General features: G+C 71.9%; 24 protein-coding genes. 10 read left to right on the forward strand and 14 right to left on the reverse strand.

The window, feature by feature from the left end:
* Positions 1–36: 36 nt before the first annotated feature.
* Entirely contained in the window at positions 37–558 is a 522-nt protein-coding gene (locus E3328_RS14085; protein ID WP_135365264.1) for a hypothetical protein, read from the forward strand.
* Between the two features lie 95 nt (positions 559–653).
* Here the strand turns inward: E3328_RS14085 and E3328_RS14090 are convergent, their stop codons facing one another.
* Positions 654–1,775: a DUF4382 domain-containing protein gene (locus E3328_RS14090; RefSeq protein ID WP_135365265.1), complete on the reverse strand. Its 1,122-nt coding sequence runs from the start codon at positions 1,773–1,775 to the stop codon at positions 654–656.
* Between the two features lie 333 nt (positions 1,776–2,108).
* Here E3328_RS14090 and E3328_RS14095 point away from each other — a divergent pair, with 333 nt between their 5' ends.
* From E3328_RS14095 to E3328_RS14105, 3 genes are all read left to right on the forward strand, one after another.
* Positions 2,109–2,621, forward strand: coding sequence for a phosphate-starvation-inducible PsiE family protein (locus E3328_RS14095; protein ID WP_135365266.1), 513 nt, complete (start codon positions 2,109–2,111; stop codon positions 2,619–2,621).
* 57 nt (positions 2,622–2,678) lie between these two features.
* On the forward strand, positions 2,679–3,623 hold the full coding sequence (rnz, locus tag E3328_RS14100) for a ribonuclease Z (protein ID WP_135365267.1): 945 nt from the start codon (positions 2,679–2,681) through the stop codon (positions 3,621–3,623).
* A 385-nt stretch (positions 3,624–4,008) separates the two neighbouring features.
* Positions 4,009–4,722, forward strand: a complete 714-nt coding sequence (locus E3328_RS14105) for a CDP-alcohol phosphatidyltransferase family protein (RefSeq protein ID WP_135365268.1) — start codon at positions 4,009–4,011, stop codon at positions 4,720–4,722.
* A gap of 28 nt (positions 4,723–4,750) precedes the next feature.
* Here the strand turns inward: E3328_RS14105 and E3328_RS14110 are convergent, their stop codons facing one another.
* From E3328_RS14110 to E3328_RS14120, 3 genes are all read right to left on the reverse strand, one after another.
* Positions 4,751–5,548: a PHP-associated domain-containing protein gene (locus E3328_RS14110; protein WP_135365269.1), complete on the reverse strand. Its 798-nt coding sequence runs from the start codon at positions 5,546–5,548 to the stop codon at positions 4,751–4,753.
* 203 nt (positions 5,549–5,751) lie between these two features.
* Entirely contained in the window at positions 5,752–6,207 is a 456-nt protein-coding gene (locus E3328_RS22575) for a ribonuclease BN (RefSeq protein WP_246023015.1), read from the reverse strand.
* Entirely contained in the window at positions 6,204–7,061 is an 858-nt protein-coding gene (locus E3328_RS14120; protein WP_135365270.1) for a YihY/virulence factor BrkB family protein, read from the reverse strand. The genes E3328_RS22575 and E3328_RS14120 overlap by 4 nt, the downstream gene beginning before the upstream one ends.
* A 163-nt stretch (positions 7,062–7,224) precedes the next feature.
* On the opposite strand from E3328_RS14120, the gene E3328_RS14125 reads away from it, so the two are divergent.
* Both E3328_RS14125 and E3328_RS14130 read left to right on the forward strand, forming a co-directional pair.
* Positions 7,225–7,626 carry a hypothetical protein gene (locus E3328_RS14125; protein WP_135365271.1) on the forward strand — a complete coding sequence of 134 codons (402 nt, stop codon included), beginning with the start codon at positions 7,225–7,227 and terminating at the stop codon, positions 7,624–7,626.
* Between the two features lie 55 nt (positions 7,627–7,681).
* Positions 7,682–8,104: a hypothetical protein gene (locus E3328_RS14130; RefSeq protein ID WP_135365272.1), complete on the forward strand. Its 423-nt coding sequence runs from the start codon at positions 7,682–7,684 to the stop codon at positions 8,102–8,104.
* Between the two features lie 81 nt (positions 8,105–8,185).
* Here the strand turns inward: E3328_RS14130 and E3328_RS14135 are convergent, their stop codons facing one another.
* The 4 genes from E3328_RS14135 to hemC all read right to left on the reverse strand — a co-directional run bounded on the left by E3328_RS14135 (position 8,186) and on the right by hemC (position 12,248).
* Complete coding sequence (locus tag E3328_RS14135) at positions 8,186–9,304, reverse strand: tRNA (guanine(26)-N(2))-dimethyltransferase (protein ID WP_135365273.1); 1,119 nt, start codon at positions 9,302–9,304, stop codon at positions 8,186–8,188.
* An 81-nt stretch (positions 9,305–9,385) separates the two neighbouring features.
* Positions 9,386–10,159, reverse strand: a complete 774-nt coding sequence (locus E3328_RS14140; protein WP_135365274.1) for a uroporphyrinogen-III synthase — start codon at positions 10,157–10,159, stop codon at positions 9,386–9,388.
* Positions 10,156–11,019: a uroporphyrinogen-III C-methyltransferase gene (cobA, locus tag E3328_RS14145; protein ID WP_167837406.1), complete on the reverse strand. Its 864-nt coding sequence runs from the start codon at positions 11,017–11,019 to the stop codon at positions 10,156–10,158. The genes E3328_RS14140 and cobA overlap by 4 nt, the downstream gene beginning before the upstream one ends.
* The gene (gene hemC, locus E3328_RS14150) at positions 11,016–12,248 is read right to left on the reverse strand and encodes a hydroxymethylbilane synthase (protein ID WP_135365275.1); all 1,233 of its coding nucleotides are present in this window, start codon (positions 12,246–12,248) and stop codon (positions 11,016–11,018) included. The genes cobA and hemC overlap by 4 nt, the downstream gene beginning before the upstream one ends.
* A gap of 161 nt (positions 12,249–12,409) precedes the next feature.
* On the opposite strand from hemC, the gene E3328_RS14155 reads away from it, so the two are divergent.
* Complete coding sequence (locus tag E3328_RS14155) at positions 12,410–12,838, forward strand: GIY-YIG nuclease family protein (protein WP_135365276.1); 429 nt, start codon at positions 12,410–12,412, stop codon at positions 12,836–12,838.
* A gap of 105 nt (positions 12,839–12,943) precedes the next feature.
* On the opposite strand, the gene E3328_RS14160 is transcribed toward E3328_RS14155, so the two are convergent.
* Positions 12,944–13,228 carry a HalOD1 output domain-containing protein gene (locus E3328_RS14160; RefSeq protein ID WP_135365277.1) on the reverse strand — a complete coding sequence of 95 codons (285 nt, stop codon included), beginning with the start codon at positions 13,226–13,228 and terminating at the stop codon, positions 12,944–12,946.
* Between the two features lie 159 nt (positions 13,229–13,387).
* Positions 13,388–13,861: an Lrp/AsnC family transcriptional regulator gene (locus E3328_RS14165; protein ID WP_135365278.1), complete on the reverse strand. Its 474-nt coding sequence runs from the start codon at positions 13,859–13,861 to the stop codon at positions 13,388–13,390.
* A gap of 155 nt (positions 13,862–14,016) precedes the next feature.
* On the opposite strand from E3328_RS14165, the gene E3328_RS14170 reads away from it, so the two are divergent.
* Positions 14,017–15,912 (forward strand): S9 family peptidase, encoded by a 1,896-nt coding sequence (locus E3328_RS14170; protein ID WP_135365279.1) that lies wholly within the window; start codon positions 14,017–14,019, stop codon positions 15,910–15,912.
* Positions 15,913–15,933: 21 nt separating this feature from the next.
* On the opposite strand, the gene E3328_RS14175 is transcribed toward E3328_RS14170, so the two are convergent.
* From E3328_RS14175 to E3328_RS14185, 3 genes are all read right to left on the reverse strand, one after another.
* Positions 15,934–16,746, reverse strand: a complete 813-nt coding sequence (locus tag E3328_RS14175; RefSeq protein WP_135365280.1) for an aldo/keto reductase — start codon at positions 16,744–16,746, stop codon at positions 15,934–15,936.
* 128 nt (positions 16,747–16,874) lie between these two features.
* Positions 16,875–17,204 (reverse strand): hypothetical protein, encoded by a 330-nt coding sequence (locus tag E3328_RS14180; RefSeq protein WP_135365281.1) that lies wholly within the window; start codon positions 17,202–17,204, stop codon positions 16,875–16,877.
* 102 nt (positions 17,205–17,306) lie between these two features.
* The gene (locus tag E3328_RS14185) at positions 17,307–18,287 is read right to left on the reverse strand and encodes a hypothetical protein (protein WP_135365282.1); all 981 of its coding nucleotides are present in this window, start codon (positions 18,285–18,287) and stop codon (positions 17,307–17,309) included.
* A gap of 408 nt (positions 18,288–18,695) precedes the next feature.
* Here E3328_RS14185 and serS point away from each other — a divergent pair, with 408 nt between their 5' ends.
* Complete coding sequence (gene serS / locus E3328_RS14190; RefSeq protein WP_135365283.1) at positions 18,696–20,078, forward strand: serine--tRNA ligase; 1,383 nt, start codon at positions 18,696–18,698, stop codon at positions 20,076–20,078.
* Positions 20,079–20,215: 137 nt separating this feature from the next.
* Entirely contained in the window at positions 20,216–20,857 is a 642-nt protein-coding gene (locus E3328_RS14195) for a hypothetical protein (protein WP_135365284.1), read from the forward strand.
* Between the two features lie 32 nt (positions 20,858–20,889).
* Here the strand turns inward: E3328_RS14195 and E3328_RS14200 are convergent, their stop codons facing one another.
* Complete coding sequence (locus E3328_RS14200) at positions 20,890–21,222, reverse strand: nuclear transport factor 2 family protein (protein ID WP_135365285.1); 333 nt, start codon at positions 21,220–21,222, stop codon at positions 20,890–20,892.
* Positions 21,223–21,232: the final 10 nt, after the last annotated feature.

A 21,232-nucleotide genomic window follows, 5' to 3' on the forward strand; every position in this document is an offset into this window, starting at 1 on the left:
ACAAGACACATATCGGGTCCGCGCCACGGGCGACGTATGCGCCGCTTCGCCATCGCGGGGATCGTCCTCATGTTCGCCGTCGTCGGCGGCGCGACCGTCGCGCTGTCGGCGCTCACCTCGGAGGACCGCCCCGCGAACGCGACCGTCTCGACGTTCGAACCGCGGGTGGCGGTCGGCAACCAGTCCGAGCATCCCTACCCCGACTCCGACGGGGTCGTCACCTGCAACGACCGGGGACCGATGCCGGGCGACGCCGGGCTGAGCGGGTCGCTCGTCGTCGAACGCCCCCTCCGCGACGACGGGCCGCCCGAGCCGTCGTTCCGCGTGAACGTCTCCGTCGACGGCGGGGCGCTCGTCGAGACCCACACCGTCACGCTCTCGACGGGCGGCTCCGAGCGGCTGGTCCTCCTGCGGACCGCCGACCGGCCGCCGTCGCTGGACGGCGGCGACACCGTTCCCGTCCGCGCGACCGTCACGACCGAGAACACCACCGTCGCCACGGCCTCGCGCACGGTGGAAGTCACCGAGCGCGACGTGCCGTGCGCGGACGAGAACTGAACTGGCCGCCCGGGCGAGAACTGACCGCACGGACGAAACCGGAAACTGACCGCGAGAACTGACCGCGGGCGCCGTTCGCTGCTGTCGTCGCGGCGTCAGTCGTCCCCGCCGTCCCCGGCACCTTCACCGGGTCCGTCCCCGTCATCGTCATCGTCGTCGCCTTCCTCGAACTCGGCTTCGAGTTCGGCCTCGGCGTCGCCGTCCTCGACCTCGACTTCGAGCTCCTCGGCGTCGCTCGGGACGGACACGACGTACTCACCGTCGGCGTCGGTCGCGCCGGTCGCGCCGTCGTCGACGCTAACCGTCGCGTTCGCGAGCGCCGTCCCGTTCTCGGTCACGACCACGGTGACGTTCTCGCCGGCGGTGACGTTGCCGTCGAAGGCGGCCTGGATGGACCGCTCGTCGTCGTCATCGTCGACGCGCTCGATGTCGACCTCGGTGCCCGACTCGCTGACGACCGGCTTGAGGATGTACTTCCCGCTGTTGCCGGCCTTGTGGACGGACACGTCGTAGACGAAGTCGACCTCGGAGCCGTTCTCGACGGTGAACTCCGAGTTGAGCTGGAGTTTCTCGCTGGGGAGCTTGACTCGCTGATCCTCGCCGTTCTTCAGGGTCGCGTTGATGTCGCCGACCTCCATGTGGACCTTGTCGTACTCGCCCGCGGGGAGGTCGAACTGCTCCAGCAGCGTCGCGTTCGCGCCGCGGAGCTGCGAGAGGTCGACGCTCGTCGCGTTCACGTCGCGGGTGACCCAGCGGCCGTCCCCGCTCTCGTCGTCATCGTCGTCCATCTCCTCCTCTTCGCGCTTGTCGTCCTCTCGCTCGTCCTCGTCGTCAGCGTCGTCCTCCTCGTCGGCCACCGTGCCGTTCGCGGGCGTCGCCGTTCCGTTGGCCGTCGCCGTCTCGTTGACGGGTGTCGCCGTCGCGTTCGCGACGGACGTGTTCCCGTCCGACGAGCCGTTGGCGGCGTCGACCAGGTGGAACCTGACCGTCGTGATCGTGACGTTCAGGTGTTCGAAGTCGTCCATGTCGTTGGGCTCGTCGCTCACGTAGAAGTTGACGGTGCCCGCGTCCGCCGACGTGTCGTCGGTGCCCCCGTCCGTGGCGCCGTCGCCGGTGCCGTCACCGTCGGCGGACGGCGTCCCCGTCCCGGGCGTGGCCGCACAGCCCGCGGTCACGACCAGTAGCGCCGTCGCGAGCGCGAGGAGCGCGCGCTTCATCGCGAACCCCCCGTCGGCCGCGCCGAGCGGTCGGTCGCCACGCGAACTGTCGTGTGTCGGTCTGGCTGTCTCATCGTACCCCTCTCTACCGGCCGCAACTCCATATATAAACCACATCTCGATCCCGGATCAACACCGATCAATCTGGATTAACGGCGGCGATAGAGCTCTCTTCCCGCCCGAATCCGACCTCACCCGACCGCAGCGGCATAAACGGACGAAAATTTTATATAGTTATTTTCGCGGACGGCGTGTCGACGTGGCGGTCGGCCACCCCAACGAACGTCGGTACGGCCGTTATGTGCGAACAGTCCGCATGGGCCGGTACGAGCGATGGTGCCAGACGAGGGGGGCGGTGACGACGCCGAGGTGGGGGCGGCCGAGGAGCCGCCGCCGCTCGCGGACCGGTACGCGGCGGTCACCGGTCGGTTCGTTCACGGGGTGGAACTGGCGGCGGCGTCGGTGTTCGCGCTCCTGTTCGCCATCGGCGTCGCCGACCTGGCGCTCCAGATCGCCGGGGCGATCCGGTCGGGCGCGATCACGGACCCGCTGGTCGTGATCGGCTTCATCGACACCGGGCTGCTCCTGTTGATCATCGTGGAGGTGTACCAGACGGTGATCGCCTACACGCGGGAGAACGACACCCGGCGGATCGTCCGGCTGGTGGTCTACACGGGCGTCATCGCGATGGTCCGGAAGGCGATCATCTTCCGCACCGGCGAGTACGCGACGACGACCGACGCGCTGCTGGCCGCGGTCGCCTACACCGTCATCATCGGCGGCCTCGTCGCGCTCCTGTACGTGGAGGGGGCCTACAGCGGACGACTGCTCGCCGGCGGGGAGTGAGCGCTCGTCGCGGGCGGATCCGACACGCGTTTACCGGGTCGCGCCGGAAGAGCGGATATGCGCGTGACGTTTCTCGGCACGAGCGGCGCGGTCCCGACCACCCAGCGCAACACGAGCGCGCTGGTGGTCAACAGGGACGGCGACCGCCTCCTCTTCGACTGCGGCGAGGGCACCCAGCGCCAGATGATGCGCTTCGGCACCGGGTTCGCTGTCGACCACCTCTTCGTCACGCACCTCCACGGGGACCACGTCCTCGGTATCCCCGGTCTCGTCCAGACGTTCGACTTCAACGACCGCGAGGCGCCACTCGCCATCCACGCCCCCCACGGCACCCGCGGGGGGATCGAGGACCTCGTCCACGCCGCCGGCAACGACCCCGCCTTCCCCGTCCGGATCAATCAGGTCGGCCCCGGCGACACCGTCCTCGACCGCGAGGAGTACCAGATCCGGGCGGTCCGCACCGACCACCGCACCAGCTCGGTCGGCTACGCCCTCGTCGAGGACGACCGCAAGGGCCGCTTCGACCGCGAGAAGGCCGAGGAGGAACTGGGCATCCCGCCCGGCCCCAAGTACTCGAAGCTCCACCGCGGCGAGCCCGTCGAACACGACGGCCGGACCGTCAAGCCGGAGGAGGTCGTCGGCCCGCCCCGCCCCGGTCGGACCCTGGTCTACACCGGCGACACTCGACCGACCGACGCCGTCGCCGCCGCCGCCGAGGACGCCGACCTGCTCGTCCACGACGCCACGTTCGCGAGCGACTGGGCCGACCGCGCGCGGGAGACCGCCCACTCCACCGCCCGCGAGGCCGCCGCCATCGCCGACCGCGCCGGCGCGAAACGGCTCGCGCTGACCCACATCTCCACGCGCTACGCCGGCGACCCCTCCCCCATCGAACGCGAGGCCCGCGAGCACTTCGACGGCGACGCCTGGATCCCCGACGACGGCGAGCGGCTCGAAGTGCCCTTCCCCGATGCGGACGACGACGAAGACTCCGAAGATTGACTTTCCGAACTGGCGCGCGCTGTCGCGCGCTTTCATGCGCGCGACGAAGCCGCGCGAGGGATGAGAGAGTGAGTGCAACGAACGAGCGAATCGGCTGGGGAGGCTCGTGGCCCTCTGCGGTGCTGTGCGGGGCGGTTGCGGTGTGGTGCTGTGCGGTCCCTGGTGGACTGAAAGGGCGAGGCGCGCTCGCGTTCACTTTAGTCGTCTGAGCGGGCCACTATCTGAGCGACCGCGAGCGGGCCGAGGGCTTTCATCACTCACCGTTTCCTGCGGTCGAGCCTTCAGATAGCGGGCGGGCCGAGGGCTTTCATCGCTCACCGTCGACCCCGACGAGCGCGGTCACCGGTCCGACCACCACGACCAACCACGACGGATCGGTGGACACATGGGCGACGGCGGAGCATCCACCCACGAGATGGACATCGACTGGCGGGCGCGGGCGGGCGAGGTGTGGACCGTCCCGAACCTGATCTCCCTCTCGCGGCTCCCCCTGGTCGCGGGGATCGTCCTCGCGCCCGAGTCGCCGGTCCGCTACGTCCTGTTCGCGCTGGTCGTCCTCTCGGACGGCGTGGACGGCTGGGTGGCCCGCCGGCTCGACCAGACCACCGAACTCGGCGCCCTGCTCGACCCGGCGCTGGACAAACTCACCGCGCTGGTACTGGTCGCCGCCCTCTACCCGGCGACGGGGCTGGACCTCGCGTACCTCGCCTTCTTCTTCGCGCGGGACGCCTTCGTCGTGGCGCTGGTGCCGCTCGTGCCCGTCCTCGCCTTCGAGACCGAGAAGGTGAAAGCGCGGCTGCCGGGGAAGGTCGTCACGAACCTGCAGTTCCTGGCGATCGTGGCGATGCTCGTCCCCGCCGTGACCGCGACCGAGGCGCTGCTGTGGGCGCTGGGCGTCGCCTCCGCCGTCGCGGTCGTCGACTACACGGTCTTCATCGCGCGCGAGCAGACCGACCGCCCGTGGGTCCACGACTGGCGCGGGGTCGCCGTCGCGGCCGTCGCCGTCGCCGCGGCCTTCGCGGCCGTCGTCCGGCTGCTGCTGGCCGACCAGCTCGCCGAGGCGCTGGCGGCGCTGACGGCGCTCGCGACGCTGGCCTGACGACTCGCGACGGGAGACTGACGGACGGCTACAGGAGCCCGCCGTCGGTCCCGTAGGCGTTCATGTCGGCGAACCGGTCGGGGTAGTCGCCGGCGGGGTGGGTGGGTTCGTCGCCCTCGACCACGACGCGTTTGAACTTGTCGTAGGAGTTCTCCCAGCCGAGGTGGGCGAACTCGACGCGGCGCTTGAGCGAGTGGGCCAGGCCGTCGCGGTGGTACATCCGGCGGGGCGCGCCCGAGCGGAGGGCGTCGACCAGGTCCCCGGCGGAGTCGATAGGCCGGTCGAACTCCACCCAGGCCTCGCCGACGGTGGTCGTGAGGTGGGCGTACGAGGAGAGGTACGTCGGCAACCCCGACTCGCGGGCGATCTCGCGGGCGCGGCGGTCGTCCCACGGCCAGTGTTTGGGGTTGTACACCTCGACGGCGTCGACCGCGTCGGCGTGGGCCGCGATGTCCGACTCGGTCATGCTGAGGGTGAGAAACTCCGGGTGGGGGACCAGAATTGCGGCGTCGTGGCCGGCGACCTCGGCCATGGTGTCCTCGAGGGTGAGGAAGTCCGGGACGGGCTCGTCGGGGTCGACGGCGAGGACGTGCTTGCGGGCGGACCACTTGCCGGTGAAGTACTCCCGGCCCGGCACCACCAGCAGCTCGTCGTCGGAGAAGCGGGCGGCGCGCTCGCGGATCGTCGAGAGGTGGGTGAAGTGGGGAGCGTAGACGATGGCGTCGAGGCCGACGGCCTTGGCGCGGCGGACGACCCCCTCGTCTATGATCTTGACGTGGAGGTCGACGCGCGACTCCCCGTCGGTCGACGCGCCACCCTGAGCCATGCCACGAACTACGCAAGCCGGACTTTATGTGTTACGAAGCCCGGAGGCGCGCCGTCGGGCGACTGTGCGGTCGGGACGGGACAGGACGGGACAGAACGAGACGGTCGGGACAGAACGAGACGGTCGGGACAGAACGAGACGGTCGGGACAAGACGAGGCGGTCGGGACAGGGCGAGACGGTCGGCGCGGCGTCGTCGTCGCGGCTACCGGAACTTCCCGAGGAGGTCGGTCAGGCCGGCGGCCTTGCGGCCGGCGGCGAGGAAGGAGCCGAGGACCACCATGAAGACGTAGAGGCCGAGCGTCGAGAGCCAGACGACGAGCATGGCGGCGACGGCGGCCCAGTTGTTCAGGTAGTAGAAGGCGCCGATGGTCATGGCGGTGCCGTAGAGGAGCACGAGGTAGGGGCCCCAGCCGGTCGCGTGGCCGCGGCGCTGGCGCTTGCGGACGTATCGCCGCAGCTCCTCGCGGACCTCGTCGCGGTGGACCGTCTTCTCGTCGATACGGGTCCGCAGCGACTCCAGCTCCTCGCGCAGCTCCGCGACCTCCGCGTCGACGCCCGCCCCCTCCGAGCCCGGGCTCGGACTCGCGTCCGGGCCCGCGGAGGCGGCGCGCTCGTCGCCCGCGGCGGGATCGTCGTCGGCACCGGTGTCGGCGGTCATGGGCGCGTACCTCCACTGTCGCCTGGCTCCCCCTTGGTGTTGGTGGTCCGGCGGTCGGCCAGGACCGCGTTCAGCGCCGCCCCCACCAGCAGGACCGTCGCCCCCGCGTAGTACCACGTCACCAGCAGGAGGACGACGCCCAGCACCCCGTACACGTCGAACTGGCCCGCCATCCCCGCGTAGAGCCGGAATCCGGTCCCCAGCAGCGTCCAGCCGACCGCGGCGAAGACCGCCCCCGGCAGCGCCTCGCCGACGCGGGCGTCGGTGTCCGGGAAGACCACGAACAGCGGGAAGAAGACGACGGTGAGCACGACGACGAGCGCGACGGTGCCGAGGAGGCCGGCCAGCGCGACGCCGGCGAGGCTGACGGCGACGCCGACGCCGACGAGCGCCGCGAGGCCGACCGCTACCGCGCCCAGCGCGACCGCCGCGTCGCGGACGCGGCCGACCAGCGAGTCCGCCGGGTCGGTGCCGTAGATCCGCGAGAACGCCACGTCCAGGCCGCGGAACACCTTCAGCGCGCTCCAGACCAGCAGGCCGACGCCGACGAGCGTCGCCGGCGCCGCGCCCGCGGCGTCGACCAGCGTCGACCGGACGAGGTCCTGACCCACCGGCGACAGGACGCTCCCGGTCGCGGCCACGACCTCGGCGGCCAGCTCCGGGCCGCCCAGCGTCGACGCGACGACCAGCAACAGCAACAGCGCCGGCAGCAGCGACACGAACGCGTAGTAGGCGATGGCCGCCGCCAGGAAGGTCACCTCCCGCTCGCGCACCAGCGCGACGACCGCCCGCCCGACGGCGACGGCTTCCCGACCGCCCGCTCGCGCCCGCCGGCCGACCGACTCCCGTTGCACGCTCCCGTCTGCGTGCCTCGCGCACTAATAGCCGCGGGCTCCGGTCGTCGCGGTCGCGGGTTCCGGGACGGGTCCTCCGCGCGTCGGCGTCGCCTGACTCGCCGCGAGGCGCCGGACAGCGCGTGACGAAAGGACCAAGACGCGCCCGCCGTCCCGTAGGTGTATGGACCGGGGACTCGACGCGGTCGTGATGCGCGGGACGGTCGTCCTGCTCGCGGCGGGCCTGTCGCTCGTCGCGGCCGGGACGGCCGGCGTGACCGGCTCGCTCGCGCTCGTGGCCGCGCTCGTCGCCGTCGGCGTCGCCCTCTTCCTCGTCGCCGAGCGGTTCGACGTGGGCGCAGACGCGGCCGCCGATGGCGGTCGCCTCGACCTGCGCCCGGTCGTCGCGGACCTGTGGCTCGGCCCGTTCCTCGCGGCCGCCGTCGCCGGGTTCTACCTCGGCGCGAGCGCCGGCGAGGTGCAGGCGCTGGGCGGGCTCGTCGGCCTCGTCGGCATGCTCAACTACTTCCTGCGCCCGTTCTACCACCTGGTCTACGGCCTCGCCCGCCGCGTCGCGTCGCTGTGAACGCCGGCCGCCCGAACGGGAAGATACTCGTGTCGCCCGCCTGTCGGTTCGACCGATGGCAACCAGACGGGAGTTGCTCGCTGCGTTCGCGGGCGGCGCGGCGGTCGGCGGAGCCGGCGTCGGGCTCGCCTCGTCGGCGCTGGAGTCCGGCTACGGGTCCGTCTCGTGGATCAACGAGCGCGAGGAGCCGGTGTGGGTCCGCACCGTCGTCCGGTCCGACGGGGGGCCGTTCTCCTCGCCCGGCGTCGCCTACGAGAGCGAGTACCGGATCCACCCGACGGGCCACTACCGGGGCGGGGACACGAACGTCGTCGAGACCGGGACCTACGCGGTGACGGTCACCGTCGAGTCGGCCGACCGCTCGGAGCGAGCCGGACCGTTCACCGACACCTGGGCGCCCGCGGGCTGTTTCCACCAGGACCTGATCGTCACGGTCACGGAGGACCTGTCGGTCGAGTTCCGCCAGGACGAGTGCTGAGGGGCGCTCGCGCTCTACCCCGCTCACGCGCCGCCCCGCTTCGCCCCGCCCCGCCTCCGACCGCGCCGCGTTCGTCCCCGCTCAGTCTTCGACGGCGGCCGCGCGGATCTCGGTCACGTCGGCGTCGGTCTTGAACGTCGTCCCGCCGTAGTGAGTACGGGAGGCCGAGTGGCCGGCTGCCCGCAGTCGCTCGACGAACTCGTCCATCGCCACCGCGCCGACGCCCCAGCGCTTGCACAGCCGGTGCTGGTCGTAGTGGGTCGGCTCGTCGAGTTCCGCCGCGACCGTCTCGCACAGTTCCCGGGCCTCCTCGGCGGTGCCCATCCCGTCGTCCACCGCGTCGCGGACCGCCTCGGCGAACGCGGGGTCGCAGGTCCGGCCCAGCCAGATCGGCCCCGCGGTCTGGATCGCCTCGCCGCACTCGGGACACCAGTCGAGGGGGTCGGCGATCAGGCCGGGCGTCGCCTCGCGGTAGAGGCAGTGCTCGCAGTGGTCGACGTACCCCAGTTCGTCGATCAGGGCGTCCGCGGCCTGCGCGCCCGAATCAAGCCGGAGGTAGGTGCGGGCGTAGTGTTTCGTGGCGTGGCTGAAGACGGGTCGGGCGGCCAGGTCGTAGCGGGCGCCGGTCCGGACGAGCGCCGAGAGCAGTACTCTGAGGCCCATCTCGGCGTGGTACTCGGTGTTTCGCGGGACCGTCGAGTAGTGGCGGACGCCGCTCTCGAAGTGGGCGCCACAGAGCGGGGCGGTGTCGGTCGCGGTGATACAGACCAGCCGGCTCGCGCCCCTGAACGCGGCGTCGGCGAAGGGGATCGGCGTGCCGAACGGGTCCACGTCCACCGCGTCGAACGTCTCCTCGTGCATGAGAGCGTTGGCGTCGCGGTGGAGGGCGCGCCCGTCGAGGTCGTTGCGCGCGAGGTTCTCGCGGGCGAGTTCGACCGCGTCGGGGTCCACGTCGCAGCAGGTCGCGTCCCAGCCTTCGGCCGCGGCGCGGACCCCCCTGATGCCGGAGGCGGCGGTCGCGTCGAGGTAACGGGGGGTGCGGTCGGCGTCGCGGTCGATGTCGGCTTCGAGCGCGCGCAGGACGGCGACAGTCAGGTCGCGGTTGAGCTCCTGGACGGGGTTGAAGAACACGTCCTCGCCGACCCCGGCGTCGGCCTGTTCGGGAACCTCGACCGTCACGTCGCCCTCGGTCACGCGCATACCCCTACGACTCCGGCGACGGCGAAAAGCCATGCGTTTGCCGGCGCCCGGCGGAGCGGCCGCCAGGCCCCCGGTGTTCGGTCACTCCGCGCCGTCCACCGCGTCGACGACCGCCTCGGCCAGCGCCTCGAAGTCGGCGACCTCGGGGACCACGTCGACGGCGACGCCGGCGTCGGCCGCGGTGTCGGCCGTTGGGTCGCCGATGACGCCGACGACCGCGTCGGCCAGCCCCTCGATGGCCTCCGCGCGGATCCCCCGCTCGTCGGCCGCCGCGAGGAAGTGGCGGACGGTCAGCGACGAGGTGAAGAGGGCGCCGTCGAGCCGCCCCTCGGCGGCCAGCTCCGCGGAGTCGCCGGCGTCGTCCGGCCGCGTCAGCCGGTAGAGGACCGTCTCGTGGACGTACGCCCCGGCGTCTTCGAGCCCGGTCAGGAGGACCGCCGAGCCGTGGTCCGAGCGGGCGACCTCGACGCGGGCGCCGCCCGCCTCGTCTTCGAGTTCCTCGACCAGGCCCGCCGAGGAGAACTCCGCGGGCACCCGGTCGACGCGGTAGTCGCGCGCCCGGAGCGCGTCGGCGGTCGGCTCGCCGATGGCGCAGACGGTCGCATCGCCGGGCTCCCAGCGGTCGGCGGGCCCCCCGTCGTCGGCGCGCTCGCCCGCCGCGAGTTCGACGCCGGTCTTGCTGGTGAAGACGACGTAGTCGGCGTCCGTCCGGGGGGTCGCGCCCGTCGGGTCGACCGTCAGCATCGGGTCCGCGACGGCCTCGCCGCCCAGCGATTCGAGCAGTTCGACCGCGGCGTCGATCCGCTCGTCCGGCGGCCGGAAGACGGCGACCCGCGGGCGGTCCGCGGCGCTCATCCGTCGCTCCCTCCGTTCGACTCGACCCCGTCCGCCGCCCTCGCGGCGTCGCCATCAGGCACGCCGTCGCCGTCCGTGGCCGCGCTGTCGCCGTCCCCGGGCGCGTCGCCCCCGTACCCGCGGAGGAACTCGACGACCCGCTCGCGCTCGCCGGCCACCTCCCCGATCACGGTGACCGCGGGTGGCGAGATGTCGGCCTCGTCGCGGGCGTCGACGATGGTGTCGAGCGTGCCGGTGGCGACCCGCTGGTCCGGCCAGGTCGCCCGCTCGACCAGCGCGACGGGCGTGTCGGCGGCCATCCCGGCCGCCCGGAGCGCGGCGGTGTAGTCGGGCAGCTTGCCGACACCCATCAGGACGACGATGGTCCCGCCCGTCGCCGCGAGCGCCTCCCAGTCGACCGCCGATTCGTCCTTCGTCGGATCCTCGTGGCCGGTGACGAACGAGACCGAGGAGGCGTGGTCGCGGTGGGTCGCGGGGATGCCCGCGACCGCCGGGCCGGCGATGGCCGAGGTGACCCCCGGGACGACCTCGAAGGGGACCCCGTGGTCGGCGAGGTAGGCGGCCTCCTCGCCGCCGCGGCCGAAGACGAACGGGTCACCGCCCTTCAGTCGGACGACCGTCTTCCCCTCCTCCGCGAGTTCGACCAGCCGCTCGTTGGTGACCGACTGGGGCGTCCGGTCGCCGCCCGCCCGCTTGCCCACGTCCTCGCGGTTCTCCTCGGGGATCAGCCCGAGGATCTCGGGGCCGGGCAGCTTGTCGTGCAGCACCACGTCGGCCTCGTCGAGGAGCCGGCGGGCCTTGACGGTCAGCAGGTCCGGGTCGCCCGGGCCGGAGCCGACGAGGTAGACGGTCCCGGTCATTCCTCGCCACCCGCGCCGTCGTCGGCGCCCTTCCCGTCGCCGTCCCCGTCGGGCGTGTCCGGCGAGGCGCTGGCGGCGCCGCTCTCCTCGCCGGCGTCCCGTCGGGCCCGCTCGATGATGTCGGCGGCGCCGGCGTCGGCCAACTCGGCCGCGAACTCGCGGGCGGCCGCCGCGTGGCGCTGGACGGGCAGCTCGCGGGTCTCGCGGACCTCCTCGTCGCCCTCGCGGTCGAGCACCCGGACGGAGGCCCGGACGACAGACCCCTGGAGGACGGCGTAGATGCCGATCGGAGCGACGCAGCCCCCGCCGAGTTCGTCCAGCACCGTTCGCTCGACGGTCGCCTCGACGCGCGTCGGCGAGTGGTCCAGCACGCTCCGCAGGTCCTCCGCGAGGTCGCCGTCCATGGCCGTGACCGCCAGCGTCCCCTGGCCCGGCGCCGGGACGAACTCGTCGGGGTTCAGCTGCCGGTGTTCGACGTGGTGGAGCAGCCCCGCCCGCTCCAGCCCCGCCTCCGCGAGGACGATGGCGTCGTACTCGGTGTCCGGGTCGCGCTCCAGCGCCCGCCGCTCCAGTTCCGTCAGGTCCTCGAACCACTCCTCGACGGTGCGGTCGTACTCGGAGTCGTCCTCGTCGTCGCCGTCCCCCTGGCCGCTGTCGTCGCCCTCGTCGTTCAGGTGCTTGTACTCCGCCATGTCCTCGACCTCCTCGTCGGCCTCGGCGACGACGCGGCGTTCGTGTTCGCGGAGCAGCGGCGGCGCGAGCAGTTTCTGGATACGCGTGTCGACGTTCCCGCGCAGCGGCTGCACGTCCAGGTCGTCGCGCTCGGCGAGCAACTGCGCCCCCCGGCGGAGGCTGGAGGTGCCGACCGTCGCGCCCTCGGGCAGTCCCGCGAGGGAGGTGCCCTCGCGGGTGACCAGCACGTCCCGCGGCGCGGCCCGCTCGGGGACGCCCGCGACGACCATGTTTTCGGGCATCTCGGTGGGCATGTCCTTCATCGAGTGGACGGCGGCGTCGCAGTCGCCCTCGATCACCTCCTCGTCGAGCGCGCGGACGAACGCGCCGGTCTTGCCCAGCTCGTGGATGGCCTCGTCGGTGATCTGGTCGCCCGTGGTCTCGACCTCGACGAGTTCCACGTCGAAGCGGCGGTTCTCCAGCCGTTCCTTGATGGCGGCCGCCTGGCGCAGCGCCAGGTCGGACCCGCGGGTCCCCAGCCGGAGCGTCGTACTCATTACCTCTCAGTGGTCGGCCCGCCGTGAAAAGCACACCACTTCCGCGCTCGCTCACCCGGGGTCGTCACCACACCGCACAGCCGTCGCCTCGCCGGCACGGCTCGCCCGGGCGGCGGCGGAACCCGGCAGACACTTGCCGGTGGTAGCCCAAGCCGGCGGCGATGACGGAGGGGACGTACACGCTGGTCGTCGAACTGGCCGCGCCGGCGACGGTCGAGGTGGGCGCGCTGGGCGACCGGGCGTTCCCGGCGGGGTACTACGCCTACACCGGGAGCGCGTTCGGACCGGGCGGGTTCGCCCGCGTCGAGCGCCACCGCGAACTGGCCGCCGGCGAGCGCGACGCCCGCCACTGGCACGTCGACTACCTGCTCGGTCACCCCGACGCCGGGATCGACGCGGTCGTCCGGACCGCCGGCGCGGACGTGGAGTGTGCGGTCGGCCGCGCGCTCGCCGGCGCGGACGGGACCGAGCGCGTCGAGGGGTTCGGCGCCTCGGACTGCGACTGCGACTCCCACCTCGTCCACGCCGAGGACGGCGCGGCGCTCCGGCGGGCCGTCGAACGGGCCCACGGGAGCGGCGACCGAGCGTGAGCCGACGGCTCGGGCTCGTTCGCCGTCGCCGATACCCCACCTGCACCCCCGGGCAACGGACGGCGCGGTCGCTCGCAGGTCTCGCTCGCGCGGGGCCGGTCGCGGCTATCGGCCGGTCGCCTGCCGGTCGGTCGACTCCCGCCCGGCCTCGCCGGTGGCCCGTCCCCCGCCGGTGACGGTCACCTCGCCGGACCCGTCGACGACCACGTCGTAGCCGTAGTACGTGAACTCGACCTCGAACTCCCCGCCCTCCCGTCCGGCCGTCTCGACCAGTCGTTCGAGCGCGCCGACGTCTACCGCGTCGTAGAGCGGTTCGTCCAGTTGCAGCGGGTCGACGCCTTCCCGCGCCGCGATCTCCGTGCTCACCTTGGTGCTCAACATTTCACCCATCACCGTGCGACCGTCCGCCAGCGACGGGCTTAACGGTGGCGGTGCGCACGCAAGATTCTGTAGGAAAGGCCGATATTTCTGCGGATTTCGCAGTTTTCTCCCGGCGTTGACTCGTGGGATCGACTGTTCGACGGGGGGACATGTCGGCACGCCTCCCGGTCACCCGTCGGTCGCCGACGTGCCGAAGTGGTTGAACGGCTGGACGTGGTCCGTCTTGACGATGTCGGAGCTGACGATCTCGATCCCCAGGTCGGTGACCGCGGCGAGGAGGTCGTCGACGGCGCCGGAGCCGGTGGCGATCGCCTCGACGTGGAGGTTCTCGGTCCCGGTCAACAGTTCGCGGACGCGGACGACGCCCGGCAGCTCCAGCAGGTCGCCGGCCAGCGCCGACCGCTCGGCGGGCGGCGCCCGGCAGACGACGAAGACGTGCAGCTGGAACCCCGCCCGCTCGTAGTCGATCTCGGGGTGGTATCCCCGTACTACGCCGGTCGCCTCCAGCCGGTCGATGCGGTTCCGGACGGTGCTGGCCGAGACGCCCACCGCCTCGGCCATCTCGGCGGCCGTCGCCTCCCTGGCGTTCTCCTGCAGCGCGTGGAGGATCCCCCGGTCCACGTCGTCGAGCTCGTGGGCCATACGCCCGTTTGCAGCGCCGGCGCGAAAACCGTTCGGCCGGCGACCGCTCGGCCCCGGCGCCGGCCGCCGCGCGGGCGTCGCGGGAGACCTCTCGGATCCGTTACCGAACCCCGTTTCTGCGAGGGCTGAAGTGACGGCCGCCCGACGGCACACGCATGTCCCCGACGGACGACACAGACGCGCTCGAAGAACTCGCGAGTCTACCGACGGTCGCCCACCCCACGGCCTCGCCCGACGGCGACGAGGTGGCGCTGTACTACGACGGGACCGGCCGCAACGAACTCCACGTGCTCGATATCGAGACGGGCGAACTCGAACAGTGGTCCGACGGCGAGGTGCCGCGCAACGCCCGCTGGTTCCTCAAGTGGGGCGCCGACGGCGACCGCGTGTTCTTCCACCGCGACGAGGACGGCGACGAACAGAACGACATCTACGCCATCGACCGCGACGGGACGGTCGAACCTATCGTCGAGATGGAAGGTCAGTGCATGCTCACGAGCGTCGCCGCCGACGGCTCCCGCATCGTCTTCGGGTCCTCCCGCGACGGCCAGATGAACGTCTACGCCCGCGACCTGGCGACCGGCGAGACGACGAAACTCACCGACTACGAGCGGGCGGTGTGGGGCGCGCACCTCTCGCCGGACGGCGAGCGCATCGCCTACGCGACCAACGAGACCGACGACTTCGACAACCAGGACGCTTACGTCGCCGACGCGGACGGGTCGAACCCCCGGAACCTCGAACTCGGCGAGGTCGGCGCCGAGTGCGGCCCCGCCGACTGGGGGCCCGACGGCGACCGCCTGCTCGTCAGCGACAACACGCCGGACCTGGGGCGAGTCGGGGTCTACGACCTCGACGCGGACGCGGTGACCTGGCTCGGCGACGGCGAGTACGACGAGGAGGGGGTCGCGTTCCTGAACGACGGGCGCGTGCTCGCCAGCCGCGAGCGCGACGCCGTGACGATGCCGGTCGTCTACGACCCCGGGACCGGCGAGGGGCGCGAACTCGACCTGCCCGAGGGCGTTGCCTCGACGGGCTGGGGGTACAGCAGCCCGGATCTGGGCGGCGGCCGCGTGCTCGTCGAGCACACCACGCCCACCCGCCGCACGGAACTGCTGGCCTACGACCTCGACTCGGACAGCGCCGAGACGCTGCTGGAGGCCGACCACGGCCCCTTCGAGCCCGACGACTTCGCCGACGCCGAGTACTTCACCGTCGAGTCGGACGGGGTGCCCGACACGCCCCAGCGGGCCGTCGAGCACGACCCCTACGACGAACTGGAGATCGGCGCCCTGCTGTACGACTCGGGCGAGCGCCCGTCGCCGCTGATCGTCAACCCCCACGGCGGCCCGATGGCCCGCGACGCCAAGCAGTTCGACCTCTACACGCAGGTGCTGGCGATGCGCGGCTACTCCGTGTTGCAGGTCAACTACCGCGGGTCGACCGGCCGGGGCCGGGAGTTCAAGGAGCGCCTGCTCGACGACTGGGGCGGCGCCGAACAGGGCGACGTGGCGACCGCCGCCGAACACGTCGTCGCCGAGCGCGACTGGATCGACGACGACCGCGTCGTCGTCTTCGGCGGCTCCTACGGCGGCTACTCCGCCTACTGGCAGGCGGTGCAGTACCCCGACCTGTACGACGCCGCCGTCGCCTGGATCGGCATCACAGACCTGGCGGACATGTACGAGAACACGATGCCCCACTTCAGGACGGAGCTCATGGAGAAGTACCTCGGGACGCCCGACGAGAACCCCGACCTGTACGAGGAGCGCTCGCCGGTCACGCACATCGAGAACGTCGATTCACCGCTGCTGGTCGTCCACGGCGTCAACGACCGGCGGGTCCCCGTCTCCCAGGCCCGTATCGTCCGCGAGGCGCTCGACGACGCCGGCTACGAGGAAGGCCCGGACGGCGACTTCGAGTACGAGGAACTCGGCGAGGAGGGCCACGCCTCCTCCGACCAGCAGCAGAAGCTCCGGCTGTTCCGCCTGCTCGACGACTTCCTCGACCGCCGGGTCGGCGCGCCCGCCGCGGCCGAGGCCGACGACTGACGCCCGCCGAGGCGGCGCGGTTCAGATGCCCAGCACCGACCGGATCCCGTCGATCGGGCCGCCCCGGTCGAACAGCCGCTCCATCTCGTCGGCCGCGAGTTCGAAGTCGAATACGTCGAAATTCGCCCGGATGTGTTCGGGGTCGCTGGACATCGGGATCGCCGAGACCATCGGCTGCTGGACCAGCCAGCGGAGCGCGACCTGACTCGCGGTCTTCCCGTGATGGTCGCCGATCTCGGCGAGCTCGTCGTCGTCTGCCAGTCCGCCCACGTCGAGCGGGCTGTAGGCGGTCAGCATCACGCCCTCCTCGACGCAGAACCGGAGGAGGTCGTCGCGGCGCTTCCGGACGTGGTACTCGACCTGGTTGGTGAGGATCGGGGCCTCGGAGGCGTCCATCGCCTCCCGTAGTTGTTCGACCGAGAAGTTCGAGACGCCGACGTGGCGGACGAGCCCGTCGTCGCGGAGGTCGTTCATCGCCCGCAGCGTCTCGGCGTGGGGCACGTCGTCGTTGGGCGAGTGGATGAGCAGCAGGTCGACGTAGTCGGTGTCGAGGCGGTCGAGGCTCGCACGGGTCGACGCGACGGCGTCGTCGTACGCGCGGTTGTCGCTCGCGAGCTTGGTGGTGAGAAAGACCTCCTCGCGGTCGAGTGCCGCGTCCCTGACGGCCTCCCCGACGGCGGGCTCACTGCCGTAGATCTGCGCGGTGTCGACGTGGCGGTAGCCCGCGTCGAGCGCCGCCGCGACGGCGCGGCGCTGCTCGGCGTGGCTGTCCATCCGGGCGGTCCCGAACCCCAGGGCCGGCACGTCGACGTTCGCGGCCGTGACGTATTCCATACCGCGATATCGGCCGAAGCGGCGAAAAGACTTGGGCAGGTGTTCGCAGGCGCTCGTCGGGCGGGTCTCCGGCGGAGCGGCCCGACGGGCGAGTCGCGTCCCGGCGTCGGTCTCGGTCCCGGCGGGGGTCAGTCCAGCCGTTCCCAGTCGGGCGCCTCGGCGAGGGCGTCGCGGGCCGCGACCACGTCCGGGTCGGCGACGCCGTAGAACAGTTCGCGGCCGACGGGCGTCCGGACGCGGAGGACGGCCGTGTTGTCGGTCACGTCGAAGGCGGCCACCGCCCACGGCGTCCCGCGACAGCGCCACTCGCCCGCCAGCGTCGCGTCGGCCCCGGTCGTCACGCGGTCGCCCAGTTCCCAGCTGAGCCGCGTCGTCCGGTCCAGCGAGACGGGGACGGCGTCGGGGAGCCCGCCCCGGTCGCCGCCGACCGCCCCGTCGCGAGCGCTCTGTGTCGACATACCATAGCCCACGGTAGACCCCATCAAAAATCATCCGCTTCGCTTGCGACACCGGTCGGTCGCGGGGCGTCGCCGCCGCGTTCGCGACGGTGTGGCGGCCGATCAGGACCCGGTCGACGTGTCCGTCTCGCCGCCTGTCTCCGTCTCGCCGGTCGAGGTATCGTCGCTCGCCGTCGTCCCGCCGGTCCCGGGCGTCCCGTCACCGGTCGCGATCCCCTCGGGCAGCTCGACCCGTTCGAGGTCGGTCGTGACGAGGTTGCCCTCGGGGTCGGTCACGTCGAACTCGCTGGTCATCCGGTAGGCCTGGCCCTCCTCGACGCTGGCGTCGCCGGCGGGGTAGATCTGGAAGGTCCCGCCGTTGATCCACCGGGCGAAGCGGGTGTTGTAGTCGGAGAAGATGTCCGACCCCGCCACGTCGTCCCTGGGCGTCCACTCGACGACCTCGGAGGTGATCTCCAGGATCGCCCCCGGCCGGTAGTTCGACCACCGGACGAGCGCCTTGCCGCCGCCCTCGTCGAAGACGTTCACGTCGTCGGGGTCGAAGACCCGCTCCTGGTCGAGTTCGGTGAACCGCACGTCGACGACGCCCTGGTCGCCGGCGTCGTCGCTCAGCCACGTGAAGTTGTCGTGGAGTTCGTACACCCGCCCCTCCGTGATCTCCGCGTCGTGGGCAGGGAAGAAGAGCACGTCCTCCTCGGTGTTGACGTACTCGACGACCCGCGTGTTGTAGTCGCTCCAGACCGCGCCGTCCTCGACGCCCTCGACCTCGGGCTGTTGCTCGATGACCGGCGACGTGACGCGGAACTGCGCGCCGCCGCGGAACGCGTCGGCGAACATCAGCGCCTTGCCGCCGTTGCCGCCGCCCTCGACGGCATCGTCGCCGTCCGTCTCGGTCTCGTCGTCGGTGTCGGTCCCGTCGCCGAACACGTCTGTTCCGTCTCCGTCCGTATCCGTCTCGGCGGCCGGCCCCTCGTCGCCGAGGCCGGCACAGCCGGCGACGCCGGCCGCCGCGCCGGTCGCGAGCGCGCCTTTCTTGAGAATCGATCGCCGCGTCTCGCCAGTAGTCGCGTTCTGATCGGTCATGTTGGTAATCAGCCGCCCTCGCGGGCACCCCGGTTACGGGAACCCACGGGGTGAGTCTGTGGGACGCGACGCAAAGCCGGGGAAAAGGGACCGCCGCCGCGAACCCGGCGGTCGGCCTGCACACGAAACCCCGGCGTGGAGAGGGTGCCGCCAGCGACGGGCGCATCACGCGGTCTGTGGTCATGTCCCGTACGGCCGGCCGGCGAGCGCAAGGCCGCTCAGAGCACGCCGTAGTCGTACTCGGGGCCCGTGGGTCCCGCCCTCACGCGGCCGACGCTCGACTCCGTGGGTGGTCGCGCTCCCTCTGTGGTCGGCCGTCCGCCGGCGCTCGCGCCGACTCGACGGCCGCGCGCCACGCGGTCGCACGGGACCGACACGCCTACGGTCGGCCGTCGAGAACCGGCGACCATGCTAAGCAGGCAGTTCGTCCGGGAGAACCCCGAGACCGTCCGGGACGCCATCGACCGCAAGGGCGTCACCGGCGTCGACCTGGACGAGATCCTCGAGATCGACGAGGAGTGGCGCGAACTGAAGGCCCGCGGCGACAGCCTCCGCCACGAGCGCAACGAGGTCTCCAGCCAGATCGGCGAACTCAAACAGGAGGGCAAGGAGGAAGAGGCCCAGGAGGCCATCGAGCGCTCCCAGCAACTCAAGGCGGAACTCCAGGAAGTCGAGGACCGCGCCGACGAACTGGAGGCCGAACTCGAAGAACGACTGCTCGAAATCCCGAACGTGCCCCACGAGTCGGTGCCGACCGGCGAGGACGAGAGCGACAACGTCGAGCGCTACCGCGAGGGGTTCGACGACCTCCGGGTCGACCCCGACGAGGTGACCCCCCACTACGACCTGGGCGAGGACCTCGACATCCTGGACTTCGAGCGCGGCGCGAAGGTCTCGGGCGGCGGCTTCCAGTTCGTCAAGGGCGACGGCGCGCGCCTGGAGCGGGCGCTGATCGACTTCTTCCTCGACGTGCACCGCGAGCAGGACTACGTCGAGGTGATGCCCCCCATACCTGTGAACTCGGCGTCGATGCGCGGGACCGGCCAGCTCCCCAAGTTCGCCGAGGACGCCTACCGCGTCGAGGCCCGCCAGGACGACGAGTACGACGACGACGACCTGTGGCTGCTCCCCACCGCGGAGGTGCCGGTCACCAACATGTACCGCGACGAGATCCTGCTGGACGACGACCTCCCGCTGAAACACCAGGCCTTCTCCCCGAACTTCCGGCGGGAGGCCGGCGAGCACGGCACCGAGACGCGCGGGTACGTCCGCGTCCACCAGTTCAACAAGGTCGAACTCGTCAACTTCGTCCGCCCCGACGAGAGCTACGAGCGGCTGGAGGGGCTCCTCAGCGAGGCCGAGGAGGTGCTCCAGCGGCTCGGCCTGCCCTACCGCGTGCTGGACATGTGCACCGGCGACATGGGCTTCACGCAGGCCAAGAAGTACGACATCGAGGTGTGGGCGCCGGGCGACGACATGGACGAGGGTCCCGACGTGGGCGGCCGCTGGCTGGAAGTCTCCTCGGTCTCGAACTTCGAGGACTTCCAGGCCCGGCGCGCCGGCCTGCGCTACCGCCCCGAGCGCCACGAGTCGGCCGAGTACCTCCACACGCTCAACGGGAGCGGCGTCGCGGTCCCGCGGGTCATGGTCGCCATCCTGGAGTACTACCAGAACGACGACGGCACCGTCACCGTCCCCGAGGCGCTGCGACCCTACATGGACGGCCAAGAAGTCATCGACGGCCGCGAGCCGGTCGGCGAGAGCGCCGTCGGCGCCGGCGAGAAGGAGTGAGCCCGCGGGAGTAGCCGGACTGCTCGGCGCTCGTCGGCCGCGCGCTACGGAGAGCGCTCGCGGTGGGCGCGGCGGCGATCGGACGGGGCGGCGTTTGCAGGGAACATATTCACTGAACTGCCGTCGGAAGCGCGATCGTGGCGCGCGCAGCGCACGTCTCCGTTTCGACGTACGGCGTGATCGCGGCGCTCGCGGGCGTCGAGCACGGCGTCGGGGCGATGCTGCAGGGGAACGTCCGACCGGACGGTCTCGTGATACAGTCCTGGCCGGACGCTCCCGCCTACGCGGTCCTCGGCGGCGAACCGGCGATGACGGTCGTCCCGAACATGCTCCTCTCCGGGGTACTGACGGTGGTCGTGTCGGTCGCCCTGGCCGTCTGGTCGGTGCGGTACGTCGGGACCGACCGCGGCGGCCCGGTCCTGATCGGCCTCTCCGTCCTGTTGCTCCTCGTGGGGGGCGGGTTCGGGCCGCCGATACTCGGTCTCGTCCTCGGCCTCGCGGCCACGCGGCTCGACGGAGGGTGGCCGTGGTTCGAGGAACACGTCTCCGGGGGGATCCGCCGGGCGCTGGCGGTCGGCTGGCGGTTCCTGCTGGTGGTTGGCGTCGCGTGCTGGCTCGCCCTCTGGCCGGGACTGGTGCTGGTGAACCGGCGCTGGACCGTCGACGACCCGGTCCTGGTGGGCGGGCTGGTGGCGCTCGCGTTCGCCGCGTTCTTCGCGTCGCTCGCCGCCGGCTTCGCGGCCGACAGCGTCCGCCGCCCGAGCGGACGGCCGCCGTGACGGCGTCTCGGCACCGGGGCCGCTCGCTCCGCTCAGTCCGTGTACGTGTCGATGCGCCGTATCTCCTCGCCGGTTCCCGAGAACACGTCCACGAAACCGGTGATCTCCCCGCCGTCGGCCGCACACAGGCGTCCCTGCACCGCGACACCCTCGCGGTCGGTGAACACGGCGTCGACGCGGTGACTGGTGTCCGTCTGGGGCCGCTCCTCGCGCATGAACGCGACGAAGCGCTCGCGGCCCTCGATAGTCCTATCCGGCCGGTCGTGGACGAACCCCTCGGCCAGCAGGTCGGCCAGCCGGTCGTAGTCGCCCTCGTCGAGCGCGCGGTAGTAGGAACGGGCGCGCTCGGCGGCACGGTCGGTCATACCGACAGTT

The organism is Halosimplex halophilum (assembly GCF_004698125.1).
In the GTDB taxonomy this organism is placed as follows: domain Archaea; phylum Halobacteriota; class Halobacteria; order Halobacteriales; family Haloarculaceae; genus Halosimplex; species Halosimplex halophilum.